Annotated in this window: 9 protein-coding genes; 6 read left to right on the top strand and 3 right to left on the bottom strand. The window is 41.6% G+C overall.

Annotated features, from left to right (window positions below; translation table 11 throughout):
* Positions 1–1,356, top strand: a complete 1,356-nt coding sequence (locus IFO69_RS14515; protein ID WP_192010852.1) for an alanine/glycine:cation symporter family protein — start codon at positions 1–3, stop codon at positions 1,354–1,356.
* The gene (locus IFO69_RS14510; RefSeq protein ID WP_192010851.1) at positions 1,353–2,465 is read left to right on the top strand and encodes a glycerate kinase family protein; all 1,113 of its coding nucleotides are present in this window, start codon (positions 1,353–1,355) and stop codon (positions 2,463–2,465) included. The genes IFO69_RS14515 and IFO69_RS14510 overlap by 4 nt, the downstream gene beginning before the upstream one ends.
* Before the next feature lie 33 nt (positions 2,466–2,498).
* On the opposite strand, the gene IFO69_RS14505 is transcribed toward IFO69_RS14510, so the two are convergent.
* The 3 genes from IFO69_RS14505 to IFO69_RS14495 form a co-directional block, all read right to left on the bottom strand.
* Positions 2,499–3,518 carry a pirin family protein gene (locus tag IFO69_RS14505; protein ID WP_192010850.1) on the bottom strand — a complete coding sequence of 340 codons (1,020 nt, stop codon included), beginning with the start codon at positions 3,516–3,518 and terminating at the stop codon, positions 2,499–2,501.
* A 117-nt stretch (positions 3,519–3,635) separates the two neighbouring features.
* Positions 3,636–5,039: an amidohydrolase family protein gene (locus IFO69_RS14500; protein WP_192010849.1), complete on the bottom strand. Its 1,404-nt coding sequence runs from the start codon at positions 5,037–5,039 to the stop codon at positions 3,636–3,638.
* Positions 5,040–5,138: 99 nt separating this feature from the next.
* Entirely contained in the window at positions 5,139–6,128 is a 990-nt protein-coding gene (locus IFO69_RS14495) for an NAD(P)H-quinone oxidoreductase (RefSeq protein WP_192010848.1), read from the bottom strand.
* Positions 6,129–6,450: 322 nt separating this feature from the next.
* Here IFO69_RS14495 and IFO69_RS14490 point away from each other — a divergent pair, with 322 nt between their 5' ends.
* The 4 genes from IFO69_RS14490 (at position 6,451) to IFO69_RS14475 (ending at position 14,937) form a co-directional block, all read left to right on the top strand.
* Entirely contained in the window at positions 6,451–8,673 is a 2,223-nt protein-coding gene (locus IFO69_RS14490) for a sodium-translocating pyrophosphatase (RefSeq protein WP_192010847.1), read from the top strand.
* 296 nt (positions 8,674–8,969) lie between these two features.
* Positions 8,970–12,164, top strand: a complete 3,195-nt coding sequence (locus IFO69_RS14485) for a SusC/RagA family TonB-linked outer membrane protein (protein WP_192010846.1) — start codon at positions 8,970–8,972, stop codon at positions 12,162–12,164.
* A gap of 12 nt (positions 12,165–12,176) precedes the next feature.
* Positions 12,177–13,574: a SusD/RagB family nutrient-binding outer membrane lipoprotein gene (locus IFO69_RS14480; protein ID WP_192010845.1), complete on the top strand. Its 1,398-nt coding sequence runs from the start codon at positions 12,177–12,179 to the stop codon at positions 13,572–13,574.
* A 67-nt stretch (positions 13,575–13,641) separates the two neighbouring features.
* The gene (locus IFO69_RS14475; RefSeq protein ID WP_192010844.1) at positions 13,642–14,937 is read left to right on the top strand and encodes a D-alanyl-D-alanine carboxypeptidase; all 1,296 of its coding nucleotides are present in this window, start codon (positions 13,642–13,644) and stop codon (positions 14,935–14,937) included.
* Positions 14,938–15,037: the final 100 nt, after the last annotated feature.

Below are 15,037 nucleotides of genomic sequence, written 5' to 3'. Positions count from 1 at the left end.
ATGGGGCAATTAATTATTGATTTTAGCAACTGGATATGGGGCTGGCCACTGCTCTATCTTTTATTGGGGGGTGGAACAATTTTGTTTCTTTATTCTGGATTGATCCCGTTCCGTGGGTTTGCTCATGCCATGAAGGTGGTAGGCGGTAAGTATGATGATCCAAATGCCAAAGGGGACATTACTTCTTTTCAAGCTTTGACCTCTGCCATTGCCGCGACGGTGGGACTGGGAAATATCAGTGGTGTGGCGCTGGCAATCAGCACTGGTGGCCCTGGAGCCATTTTCTGGATGTGGGTCTCTGCTTTTGTGGGCATGGCCACCAAGTATTTTACCTGTACCTTGGCCATCATGTATCGGGGTAAGGACAGCTCTGGGCATGTTCAAGGCGGACCTATGTATGTGATTGAGGAAGGAATGGGCAAGAAATGGCGGTTTTTGTCCGTCATCTTTTGTGTAGCTGGGATCATGGGCTTGTTGGCGATTTTTCAGGCCAATCAGTTGACCGATGTTACCCGCGTTGTGTTGTTGAAACCTTTTGGACTGGACCATGGAGCAAGCACCCGATGGATTTTGGGTATATCGATGATGTTATTGGTGGCAATAGTAATCTTGGGAGGAATTAAGCGAATTGCCTCTGTAGCTTCCAAATTGGTGCCTTTTATGGTGACCCTTTATTTTTTAAGTGTTTTGGTCATTCTGATCAAATTCAATGACCAGATAATTTCCTCGCTTTGGTTTATTGTGGAGGATGCCTTTACTGGAAAAGCAGTTTTAGGAGGATCCGTAGGGGCGGTAATTATTACAGGAGCAAGGCGTGCAGCGTTTAGTAATGAGGCGGGTATCGGTACGGCACCAATGGTACATGGTGCTTCTAAAAACGAAGAGCCGGTACGTGAGGGACTGATCGCCATGTTGGGGCCATTTATAGATACCATTGTGGTTTGCACATTGACTGCCTTGACCATTATGGTGACAGGGGTTTGGGAGTCTGGAGAAAAGGATGGGGTGTTGATGACTTTATCGGCTTTTGAGAGTGGGATTCCCGGCTTGGGAAAATATTTTCTGATGGCAGCGGTGCTGGTTTTTGCACTCTCTACCATGTTTACCTATAGCTATTATGGCCATAAGTGCTTCAATTATCTTTTTGGAGCAGATAAAGCAGACTATTACAACTATTTCTATTTGCTGACGATTGTAGGGGGAGCAGTGGTTTCCCTTCAGGTAGTGATGAGTTTTGTGGATGGAATGTATGCCGTGATGGCTTTTCCGACCATGATCTCAGCCATTTACCTCTCCCCAAAAGTTGTTGCAGCCACCAAAGATTATTTTAAGCGCATGAAGCAAATGAATCAATGAAATTCCTGATTGCCCCAAATGCCTTTAAAGGAACCATTCCAGCTGATCAGGCGGCTCATTTGATCAAAGCTCAACTATTAAATGATTTCCCTGAAAAAGATCTTATAACAAGTCCTATTGCCGATGGTGGTGATGGGACTTGTGCTTTATTGGCCTCAGCAAAAAGGATGAAAGTGGTAGAAGTAATCGCTTTGAACGCTATTGGAAGACCAAAGCCAGGGAAGTTGTATTTGGATAATGGGAATGCTACAGCTATGATTGACATTTCGGAAGTCAGTGGTCTTCAAGGATTGGAACTTACCGAAATTGATGCTAAGCTTAGCAGTTCTTATGGAACTGGAGAATTGATCCTTGAAGGGATAAGTCAAGGAGCAAAGCATATCGTATTAGGCTTGGGCGGTAGTGCCACAGTTGATATGGGAACAGGTATTTTAAAGGCTTTGGGATTTATATTTTTAGATCAAAATGGAAGAGAAATCCCGTTATTCAGCACCGGTTTTTTAGGAAAAATAGCCCATATCCAAAGTTCTATAAAAAAATACCAAGTTCAGTTTACCTGCTTATGCGATGTCAACAATACTTTTTTTGGTGAGAAGGGGGCTATTCCTGTTTTTGGACCTCAAAAGGGTTTGGTAAATGAAGAATTATTACCCTTTGAGGCAGGTGCAAAAAGGGTTTTCCAACTGCTAAAGAAAAAATCAGGAGGAGGGTTAAAAGACCGAGAAGGTTTTGGGGCAGCTGGAGGAATTGCCTTAGGCTTGAGTGCTTTTTTTCCTGTGGAAATCAAGATGGGAGCCAAATTCTTTTTTGATCAGGTCAAAATGGAACAAAAAGTCAAAGAGACAGATATTATTATCACTGGAGAGGGGAGGTTTGACCAGCAGTCAGCTGGAGGTAAGGGAAGTTTTGAATTACTGCAACTGGCGAAAGAAATGGGGAAAAAGTGCTTTTTGATTACTTCTGGAGAAGCTGAGGAAGCAAGGGACGCTGGTTTTGATGAGGTAATTCTATTGCCCTATTTGGATTTTAAAAAGAATGACTTCACAAGGATAGCTATTGATAATTTCAAGAAAGCTTTGAATGGATATAAGTGGAAATCTTGGACATAAAAAGTCCCTGAAATTTATCAGGGACCTTAAATTTTAACCTTTTACTTCTTCTCGGCCATCGGCGTGGATGGCAAAACGACCCCTTTCCTTAGGATGGGTAGGCTCATAGTTGGGCCATGGCCAGCCTCCAAATTGGGTCTTTTGAAAATCAGACATTGCCTGGTGAATTTCTTGGGTACTGTTCATCACAAAAGGACCATGCTGCACCACTGGTTCATTGATCGGCTTTCCTTGCAAGAACAACAGTTCAGCAGGTTGATCTCCATTTTCGAAAGTGATCTCTTTCTCGGAGAATAAATCCAAAGAATGACCTTCTGGAATTTCAAATCCCTCTGTACCAAGCTGAGCACCCTTATAGAAGAATAAAGTTCTATTGATGCCCTCATCAGTGGCTTTTAAAGTCCATTTAGCATGAGGCTCCATCTTGATGGTCCAAATAGCTACCTGATTGGTAGGATCAGCTGCCCAAGAATCTGGATTGGGAGCGGGTGCTTTGGTATCACCAATCTGGCCAGCAATAACTTTCAAGACAGTTTTATTACCGTTTTCATCCACCTCGGTATGGTAAGGAATGGTATCTGCCCATAGCATTTTGAAATGTGGGGGCACATTTTTATTGGCTTTAGGGAGGTTCAGCCAGAGTTGAAACAGCAATAACGGATTTTTTTCGTCCTGGTTGAGCAAGGGAAACATTTCACTGTGCATGACACCTTTTCCTGCGGTCATCCATTGTACATCGCCTTCCCCAAACCGGCCAGCAGCTCCCAGTGAGTCGGAATGATCAGCCAAGCCTCTTTCCACCAATGTTACGGTTTCAAATCCCTTGTGCGGGTGTGCCGGGAATCCCGGTACCTTAGAGCCATGGTACATTCTCCATCCGTCTTTGATGGTGAAATCCTGTCCAATATTTCTGCCTTCCAAAGAAGCTTTTGGCCCAAGATGCTCATTGCCGGCAGGGTAATCATCCAAATGGTAAGCACAGAACAAAAATGGGTCTTGTGTTTGCCATTGAAATCCCAATTGTCTAATTTTTTTGACTGCTGTATTTTTCATGATATCCTCCTCGAATTTTTAATGTATTTGAATTTAATGTATATACATGTAATTAAGGAAAAAGGTTTCAATTTGAATAGTTAAAATAATAAGTATCTGATTATTAATTGACTATATTTATGGTGTTGCTTCTTTGAATTTATCGGAGAGTGCTTTTAACTTTTGGTCAATAGTTTCTCTACTGAGCCATTTTCCTCTAACCATTACCCCGGCGGGGTGCTGCATGTTCTTGATGTCTTTCAGCGGATTTTGATCAAGCAGGATCAAATCAGCGCTGGCTCCTTCGATAATTTCTCCAAAATGTCCTTCCTGGTGAAAATATTTTGCGGGATTCAAGGTACCGATTTGCAATGCTTCCAAAGGGGACAGGCCAGCATCTACCATGGCCTGAAGTTCATGTTGGATGGAAAAGCCAGGAACATTGAATACCTGTGGGGCATCTGAGCCCAAAAGCAATCCATATCCATTTTTATGCAATGCCTTAATCAACTGCTTTCTGATAAGCATAAAATCCTCCCATTGACCTGCATCATAATCTTCACTTTCGGTGAGGTTGTTTTTATTGTTGACCCAGTTTTCAATAACCTCCTTTGCCATGTATTGCATTTCAGGTTCCTCGGCGAGCCTTTCAGTAGGTGTTGGAGAAAACCAACGGGTAAATAGGCTTTGGGTGGGGACTACCCAAACCTTGTTTTCCTTGGCCATTTGTGCAAGTTCTGCTATCAAGTCAGGATCGGCTTTTTCGGTGAAGTTATAACCGAAAAAGCCGTTTTCAGTTGGGTTAACATGGGCAGATTCCGGCACCAATCCCTCCAGAAATCCATCGATATGATCCACGCTAGCATAACCACTTTCCAAGGCGTGTCTTATACCTACCAAGGTAGAAACATGTCCTGCATATGGAATACCAACTTCTTTGGCTGTCTTCACGATTTCATCAAAAACATGTAAACGGATTCCAGGGTGAAGTTTTAAAAAGTCATAGCCCTCTTTTTGGTAATTTGTCACCATTTCTTTCGCCATTTCTGGCGAGGTGACGGTATTGCCATTGAGAGAAGGGCTTGAAGTATAGATTCTCGGACTCAAGATCTCATTGTTGGCCGCCTTGGTTCTTAGTTCTAAATGGAGTGGATGTCCCAACATGCCTCGAATGGTGGTCACCCCATTGGATAGGTAGAGGAATAAGGTTTCTTCCATTTGTGGATCATTCCACATGACCGAGGGAATGTGTGCATGCATTTCGGCCAAACCAGGAAGAAGATATTTTCCTTCACCGTTGATGAGTTCACCATCTTCCCAATCTTTTTCTGGTAGGTTGGGGAGAATCTCTTTTATCCTTCCTGAATCGATGACTACATCTCCTTTGGAAATACTGCCATCATGGATATCAATGATATTTACTGCAGTAATGACCGTTGCAGTGGAATAGACTTTTTTCTCTTGTTCACTTTTGCCGTTCTGGCAGGAGATGAGAGTGGCTGAAATAAAAAATACAAGACATGCTCGGAGAGACTTTTTCATCGGTTTGAATTTTGGTTATTCTAATTTACAATTATTGTTCTTATTGAAAATGAGTTGAATAACTGAAAGTTGACTATTATTTAATTTTATTGAATTAAATTAAGCTTCTTCACTGGTTTGAAGCAGTATTTTTCCTATATGTTCGGAACTTTCCATCAAGGTGTGGGCATCCGCTGCTCTGAATAGAGGAAAGGTCTTATAAACGACTGGCTTGATTTTATCATTAAAGAAAGGCCAAATGTGGATCTGTAAGTTTTTAGCGATTTCCCCTTTATATTTAATAGATTGGGGTCTTAAAGTAGATCCTGTAAGCGTAAGCCTGTTTTTCATGATCCTGATGAGGTCTACCTCACCCATTTTTCCTTTCATGGCATTGATCATGATCAATCGACCAAATGGTTTCAGAATATTGATGTTCTTAGAAGTATAATCCCCGCCGATCATATCCAAAATAATATCCACCCCGTTTTGTTTCGTGAATTGGAGGACTTCTTCCTCAAAGTCTTTTTCTTTATAATTGATGGCTAAGTCAGCTCCTAATTTAGTGCAATATTGGCACTTGTCTACTGAACCAGCAGTAACGATTACCTTTCCACCCAAGGCATGGACCATTTGAATGGCAGCCACTCCAATGCCACTACTTCCCCCATGGATCAATACCGTATCACCTTCTTGGAATCTTCCTATATCAAAGATATTGTTCCATACAGTAAAAAATGTTTCTGGAAGCGAGGCCGCTTCGATAAGCGAAACCCTATCAGGCACGGGAAGGCACTGAAGAGATGGTGCTGTGACAAACTCTGCATATCCTCCTCCCGACACCAAAGCACAGACTTCATCGCCGAGTTCCCAATTTTTTACTTCAGCACCTAAAGCTTCGATGGTTCCAGAGACTTCCAGGCCAGGAATGTCCGCAGGAGCATCTGATGGGGCAGGATAGTATCCTTTTCGCTGGGCGATATCGGGTCGGTTGACTCCGGCTGCTTTCACCTTAATGAGGACTTCATTTGCTCTGGGTTTTGGGATATCTCTTTCCTGGATTTGCAGTACTTCAGGTTTTCCAGGTGCTGTGATGACTATTGCTTTCATAATGATTTTGATGATTGCGATAAATGACTAAATATAAGCGAAAGTACTTTTGTCTAAAAAGATAAGAGCATGGACCGTACCAAAGAATTGTGAAAAAAGATCATTACTCCTGATTTTCAATAAAAAGACACTTTGGTTTCATTTTTTTTAATAGAAGTAGGGATGAGATTCTTGATAAATAAAATTTTGTGTAATGTTATAATATATTTCTATTTATATGGTTGTGGAATGGTATTTATACATGATTATGTAAGTTGTTTCATAGGTTAATAATAATATATTTGTTGAGATATATTTCATTTAAAAAACCGCTAATACACGTATGGAACAAGTTATTTACATTGTCCCCGCCTTGGGGATTTTGGGTCTAATCGTAATGGCCATAAAGTCTGCTTGGGTAAATAAGCAGCCTACCGGAGATGAGAACATGGTGGAGCTGGCTGGGCATATCGCGAAGGGAGCGATGGCATTTTTAAAGGCCGAATGGAAGGTGATGTTTTATTTTGTGGTCATTGCAGGGATTATCCTGGCTTGGTCAGGAACACTTGTTGAAAATTCCACTCCAGTGATTGCCGTGTCCTTTGTGCTGGGTGCATTTTTGTCAGCCTTTGCCGGTTATATCGGGATGAATATTGCAACCAAGGCGAATGTACGCACTACGGAAGCGGCCAAGACCGGCTTGGCGAAAGCCTTGAAAGTTTCCTTTACCGGAGGTACTGTGATGGGGCTTGGTGTTGCAGGTCTGGCGGTTCTGGGAATGGGGTCACTGTTTATTGTCTTTTATAATGTTTATGTTGTTTCCACTGGTGGTGATGTGAATGGCCTGGCCATGGAGCGTGCCTTGGAAGTTTTGGCTGGATTTTCCCTTGGGGCAGAGTCCATCGCCTTGTTTGCCCGTGTGGGTGGGGGGATTTATACCAAGGCGGCTGATGTAGGTGCAGACTTAGTAGGTAAAGTGGAAGCAGGTATTCCCGAAGATGATGTTAGAAACCCGGCAACGATTGCAGATAATGTTGGGGATAATGTGGGTGATGTTGCGGGGATGGGAGCAGATTTATTTGGCTCTTATGTTGCGACAATTTTGGCTTCCATGGTCTTAGGCAGAGAAATTGTTTCTGATGATCAGATGGGAGGTATAGCTCCTATATTATTGCCTTTGGTCATCGCAGGGATGGGCTTGGCTTTTTCTATTTTGGGAACGTTTTTCGTTAAGATCTCAAAAGAGACGGATAGTGTGCAGACTGCCTTGAATAAGGGCAACTGGATCTCTATTTTATTGACTGTAGCAGCATCTTATTTTTTGATCGACTTTATGCTTCCGGAGGGAGATTTGGTCATGATCAGGGAAGGTTCACCCACTTTTACTAAAATGGGTGTTTTTGGAGCCGTATTTATAGGCTTGATCGTAGGGGCATTGATGAGTATGATTACAGAGTACTATACCGCAATGGGCAAGCGTCCTGTCAATAGCATCATCAAACAATCTTCCACTGGGCATGCCACCAATATTATCGGTGGGCTTTCTATGGGGATGGAATCCACCGTATTGCCTATTTTGGTTTTGGCAGCAGGAATATATACTTCTTTTCTCAGCGCAGGGCTATATGGAGTGGCCATCGCAGCTGCCGGGATGATGGCTACCACGGCCATGCAATTGGCCATTGATGCGTTTGGGCCTATAGCTGACAATGCGGGTGGTATTGCTGAAATGTCCGGCTGTGACAAAAAAGTGAGAGAGCGTACAGATATTTTGGATGCTGTGGGAAACACCACGGCAGCTACAGGGAAGGGGTTTGCCATTGCGTCAGCAGCCTTGACTGCCTTGGCATTATTTGCTGCTTACGTAGGTTTGGCCGGAATCAATTCCATTGATATCTATAAAGCCGATGTTTTGTCAGGCTTGTTTGTTGGAGCCATGATCCCCTTTATCTTTTCTTCATTGGCCATTGCGGCCGTGGGAAGAGCAGCCATGGATATGGTCAATGAGGTGAGAAGGCAGTTTAGGGAAATCCCCGGTATCATGGAGTACAAGGCCAAGCCGGAATATGATAGGTGTGTACAGATTTCTACCAAAGCATCCATTCGTGAAATGATTGCCCCAGGAGCCATTGCTTTATTGGTTCCCATCATTGTGGGCTTTAGTTTTGGTCCTGAGGTTTTAGGAGGTGTTTTGGCTGGAGTGACCGTTTCAGGCGTATTGATGGGGATTTTCCAAAATAATGCCGGGGGAGCTTGGGACAATGCGAAGAAGTCCTTTGAAAAAGGGGTGGAAATCAATGGGAAGATGGAGTACAAAGGGTCAGAACCGCACAAGGCTTCAGTAACAGGAGATACGGTAGGTGATCCTTTTAAAGATACTTCGGGTCCTTCCATGAACATTTTGATTAAGTTGACTTCCATTGTTTCTTTGGTGATTGCACCGCATATCGCCGAGGGTCCGGATGGTTCAGCAGAAGCCATGCAATCTGTTGAAAAAGAGATCAAATCAGAAGTGGTTCAGATAGAAATGGCTGCTTTGGAAGAACCATTCCGCATAAAGGAATAGGTGTGAAAGTAACCGATAAGCATGTATAATTAGTAATAGTGTAAACGAAATACCAAAAAGCTCCGAAAAGGTTTCGGAGCTTTTTTTGTTTTTTAATAAATTCAAAAAACCTAATCAGAATGATTAAATAAAATTTATTTTAGTGGTTTGTTTCTTAACAAATTATTTACAAAATTGAAGTATTATGTTTTGAATATATTGAGTGTCAAGATGTATTCAGTTCATAATTTCGGTTTTCTTATTTGTTAAGAAATATTATTTTGAAATTATTTTAATAACTCACAAATCAAGTTTCAATGAAAAAAATCTTTACGAAAATGTCCCTGCTTGTTTTCGTTTTCTTTCTTGTTCTTCAGGTAAGGGCTCAGGAGGTGACGATTACAGGCAAGGTGACTACACAAAAAGATGGTTCACCCCTTCCTGGAGTGAGCGTTCTTTTGCAAGGAACTACTCGTGGTTCAGTGACAGACTTAGATGGGATGTATTCCATTGATGTTTCTGGAGGGGGGGGGACTTTGGTATTTTCTTACCTTGGCTTCGTGTCCCAAAAGATTTCTATTAACAACAGGACCAAAATAGATGTGGTGATGGCTGAAGATGTTTCTCAGCTCGGTGAAGTGGTAGTAACTGCCTTGGGAATTACCCGGGATGAAAGGTCTATCGGTTACGCTACCCAAGAAGTAGATGGGGAAAACCTTACTTTTACCAAAGAACAAAATGTGCTGGGATCCTTATCTGGTAAGATTGCGGGAGTTCAGGTAGAAGGTGCTTCTGGAGCCAGTATGGGAGGAACTCAGAAAATCAAAATCAGGGGAGTCAACTCCATTTCTGGTGGTAGCCAGCCACTTATCGTTGTAGACGGTACTCCTATTTCAAACTCTAATTTCTCAGGAAGTTCGGGAGTAGATTATGGTAACTTGGGTCAAGATGTAAACCCTGAGGATATCGCCTCTATCAACGTCCTGAAAGGACCTGCAGCTTCTGCCCTGTATGGGATCAGAGGGCAATATGGTGTAGTGATGATCACGACGAAAAAAGGCCAAGAGGACTCTAAAGTCAAAGTAGAATTGAGTTCTGCGGTCTTTGTGGAAAGTGTCTATAACCTGATGCCTTATCAGAATTTATATGGGGGAGGTTCCAGCCAGACTTGGCGAACTTTGCCAAATGGCGACAAGTATGTAGATATGTCGGTGGATGAGAGTTGGGGTCCGCTTATGGATGGCACAATGGTAAGGCATGTGGAAAGTTTCTACCCACAGGATCCTGAATATGGCCAATTGGCACCTTTTGTTCCTCATCCTGATAATATCAAAGATTATTATGAAACGGGTTCTAATGTAAACAATGGTGTAACCATTACAGGTGGTGGTAAGAACTCCAACTATAGAATTAGCTTAAATGATACCAGGATCCAAGGTGTCGAGCCTAATACTATGTTGAAAAGAAATAATGTTGGGGTGAGTGTGGGAACCAATTTATCAGAGAAGTTGAGAGTAACCACCAATATTAATTATGCTGCCAACAGAGGTAGAAGACCTGGCCAAGGTTCAGAAGATGGCTCTAGATATATGGGGCAGTGGTTCCAAAGAAATTTGGACATGGAGAGACTTAAGGATTACAAGTATGATGATGGCAGCTTTTTTCACTGGAACTTAAGGAGACCAAGTACATCTACAGGAGAAGTGACCAACTTTTCTCCTTTATACTGGGCAAACCCTTATTTCTTAGCCTATGAAAACTTCTCTAATGATAGTAGAGATAGACTTTTCGGTGATGTAGGATTAACTTACCAGGTTCTTCCTGAACTGAAGTTAAGTGGCTTTGTCAGATCTGATATGTACACACAGAATATTGATTCCAGAGCTGCTTTTGGCGGTCGTGGAAATCCAGGTTATTCCGTAGGTAAATACCAGAACAAAGAGATGAACTATGAGTTTTTGGCCCAATACACCAAGACTTGGGAGAAATTCTCATTGGACGCTAACTTTGGTACCAATTTCTATGATAGAGATTATTCTTATCTATCCATGGCTACTGTTGGAGGTTTGTCCTCACCAGGTTTTTATAATATTGATGCTTCCATTGATAGGCCATCGACAAACTCTTATAAATTGAGAAAACAAATCAAGAGTATCTACGGAATGGTTTCATTAGGGTATGATAATATCTATTTCCTTGATGCTTCTATTAGAAATGACAATACTTCCACTTTACCGCAAGGAAATAACTCTTATTGGTATCCTTCCTTGTCTGGTAGCTTTGTCTTTAGCGAGCTGATAGACTGGACTCCTTTGACTTTGGGTAAATTAAGATTGAGCTATGCACAGGCGGGATCTGACCTATCACCATATGGTACAACATCTTTCTATAATGTAGGATCGATTTATTCTGGTTCATCCACTGTAAATACGCTTTCAGTCCCAGATAATCTCAACAATCCGAATGTAGAACCTTCTTTTGCGCACTCATATGAAGCAGGTTTGGACTTGAAATTCTTCGAAGGAAAATTGGGATTGGCGTTTACCTATTACCAACAGATCAACAAAAACCAAATCCTAAGCTTGGATGTGTCTGGAGCAAGTGGCTATGGATCAGCCACCATCAATGCTGGACAAATCGAGAACAAAGGCTTTGAGTTGGCCATTACAGCATCTCCCATCCAACAAAGTAAACTCAATTGGGATATTGCATTTAACATCAGTAGAAATAGGAACGAAGTAGTAGAACTTTACCCAGGCATTGATGTGTACCAATATGGTAGTACCACGTATTCATCGACCTCCAGTTATTTGAATTCATACGTGGGTAAGTCTTTTGGAAGCCTAGTTGGCCAAGCATATCAAAGAGATGAGGCTACCGGTAAGATTTTGCTGGACGGCAATAATCTTCCGCTCTATACGGATGCAACTCATGACTTTGGTACTGTATTGCCTGATTTTAATGGTGGTTTTCAAAACGTGTTTTCCTACGGAAATTTTGATCTAGCTGCGATGATTGACTTTCAGATCGGAGGCCAGTTCTTTAGTCGATCTAAGATGTTGGCTGTTAGAACTGGACTTGATCCTTTATCTGCCGAAATTAATGACAAAGGATTTAACGTTCGTGATGAAGTAGCTGATGGTGGTGGCGTGAGAGTAGAAGGCGTTTCTGCTGAAACAGGAGAAGATGTAGTCGCTTATGTTAACCCTAGATCGTATTATGGCGTGGTAGCGAGAAGAATTTATGAAGATTGGTTGTATGATGCTTCTTATGTAAGATTGAGAGAAGTGCGCTTGGGTTACAACTTCACCAAAAATAAGTTGGGGAACTTACCTGTAGAAAATGTAAGGGTAGCACTTGTAGGCAGAAACTTGGCGATGATTTTCCAAAATGCACCAAAGGGCATCAACCCTGCTGAAATTTCCACTGGAAGCCAGTCGATTGGTTGGTATGAATCAGGTCAGTTGCCTTCTGTACGTTCTGTTGGGTTTAATCTAAATGTTACCTTTTAAAGAGAAGAAACCATGAAGAAGTTAAATATATTTATATTAATTATAGTGTTATTTTCGAGCTGTGACCAGTTTGAGGATGACATCAATGTCAATCCAAATGCCCCTAGCCAAGCTTCAGGTACGCAGCTAATTGCAAATGCCATGTTGTATTTGCCAGGATTGAGTTCATCTCCTTCGGCTCAATTTATGTCTCAGTACCTTTCTGAAACACAATATGTCAATGCATCCCTTTACCCTCAGTCCAGTACCAGTTTTTATGGTTTGTACCAAGGACCATTGATGAACTTGGAAACCGTATTGAATGCAGATGACTTAAGTGGTAATGAAGGTCCAATACCCAATCAATTGGCGGTAGCGAGTATTCTTAAGTCATACTTTACTTGGCATATCACGGATAGATGGGGAGATGTACCCTATACCGAGGCACTTCAAGGTGCTGATGATTTTACACCAGCTTATGATACACAAGAATCGATTTACAATGATTTATTAAGTGTTTTGACAGCGGCCGATAATCAAATTGTAGCCGGTAGCATTAGTAATGACATCATTTATAATGGAGACATGTCTAAGTGGTCCAAATTGGCCAATACTATTAGAATGTTGATGGCACTTAGGTTGTCTGAGGTAAATCCAGGTCTTGCTCAACAGGAGTTTACTGCAGCGATGCAGGCTGGCGTAATGGAATCCAATGATGATAATTTGGTTTTCAAACATCTGGCAGATGCCAATAACCAGAATTATTGGTTTAGCCAAATTGACTTGCAAGGTAGAGATTGGTGGGCATTGAGTGAGACTTTGGTAGAAAAAATGAAACCATATGGTGATCCAAGACTTTATGTTTATGGAGATCCTAACAGAACAGATGGTGATTACACAGGATTGCTTTTCGGAGATACTGAGGATTTCGATACTGATAAATATGCGCTTTTGGGAAGTGCCATTCACCAACAGGATGCTCCGGTTTATCTGGTGACTTATGCCCAGGCTTTATTTGCCATGGCAGAAGCAGCCAAGTTGGGATGGATTTCAGGAGGAGATATTGAGGCAGAAAATTACTACAATATGGCTATTGAAAACTCCATGATGCAATGGAATGCTGACGTGAGTGGTTTGGATGCATTTATGATGCAAGCAGATATTGCTTATGATCCAGCTAGAGCCATCGAACAGATTGCTACGCAAAGATGGATTCACTTGTTTATGCATGGATATGAAGGGTGGGCAGAATACAGAAGAACCGGTTATCCTGATAATATGGTTTCTCCTGGAGGTGCTGATGTACCTAACCGACAGATTTATATTGAAGCGGAACAGTTCAATAATACTGACAACTATAATGAGGCCGTTCAGCGCCAGTTTGGTGGCTCGGAGAGCCTTTATGGCAAAGTCTGGTGGGACGCTAATTAATTAAAGATAAGATCAACTAAAATCTCCTGTATTTTTACGGGAGATTTTTTTATTGACTTCTAATGTTATGAGAAATTTTCTATTTGCAGCCCTCATATTGCTTTCTGCCTGCAAAGTCCAACATATAAAAAAATCTGTTCGAGACTCTGAAGTCTTTAATCAAGGCTTTACAGGCTTTATGCTTTTTGACCCAGAAAAGGACAAGGTACTTTATGCCATGAATGAGGATAAGTATTTCACTCCAGCGTCCAATACCAAAATGTTTACCTTTTATGCTTCCTATAAGATTTTGGGAGATCGGGTGAACAGCTTGGATTATATTGAAAGTGGCGATTCCCTGATTTTCTGGGGCACTGGTGATCCCGCTTTGCTCCATCCTGATTTTGAAGATACTTCTGTGTTGGATCTACTGAAAAGTACAGATAAGAAGCTTTATATGGCAGACAATTTTGATGAGGTGGCGGCGTATGCTTCAGGTTGGTCCTGGAATTGGTACCATTACTATTATGGCCCAGAGCGATCTGCGATGCCGATTTATGGTAATATTATCCGTTTCAAAAAAACAATGAAAGAAGATAGGATGAGCTTTTCACCGAGGTTTTTTAACAACAATATTAAGGAAGACCGGTATATACCTACACGGAATTATAGCATCATCAGGGACCAAAGGATGAATGACTTCAGGTATTATCTTAAATCCGATTCCTTGAGTTTTGAAACCGACAAGCCTTTTGTGACTTCCAGTCAATTGACCAAAGAATTACTTGTGGATACCCTTGGAAAAGTGATGACAGTGATTGATTACGAACCGTTTAAGAACAGACCACATCAAACATTAAAAGGGATTGCCACCGACTCATTATACAAACAGATGCTGACCATTAGTGATAACTTTTTGGCTGAACAGTTGATGGTTTTGGTTGCAGATGAGTTATTTGATTCGCTAGAGGTTAGGAATGCCATTCAATACGTCACGGAGAATTACCTAAATGACTTACCTGACAGCCCCCAATGGGTGGACGGTTCAGGACTTTCCAGTCAAAATAAGTTTACTCCAAGAAGTATCGTGAAGTTATTGGAGAAGATCAGGGCAGAAGTTCCAGAAGAAAAGATCTATGCCTACTTTCCCTCAGGAGGTAAATCTGGAACTATTCGGTCTTGGTATAAGTCTGATGATGAAAATCCTTATGTTTATGCTAAAACAGGTACTTTGAGCGGTGTCCATTGTTTGAGTGGATACTTACTGACCAAATCTGGAAAAACACTTTACTTTAGCTTTATGCACAATAATTATGTGATCAGTTCCAGTGAACTGAAACGCGAAATGGAAAAAGTATTGTATCAGATTTATACAAAGTATTAGGTTTGAGGCTGTGAGAAAATTCTTTCTATATCCTTCGGCCATATTTATTTGGAGGAAGTTTTTTATTAGACTGAATAATGATAAATTTAGTTATACTAAA

The sequence above is a fragment of the Echinicola arenosa genome, assembly GCF_014841125.1.
GTDB lineage: Bacteria > Bacteroidota > Bacteroidia > Cytophagales > Cyclobacteriaceae > Echinicola > Echinicola arenosa.
The sequence above is the reverse complement of the archived record's forward strand: the minus strand, read 5'-3'. Positions and strand labels throughout refer to the sequence as shown.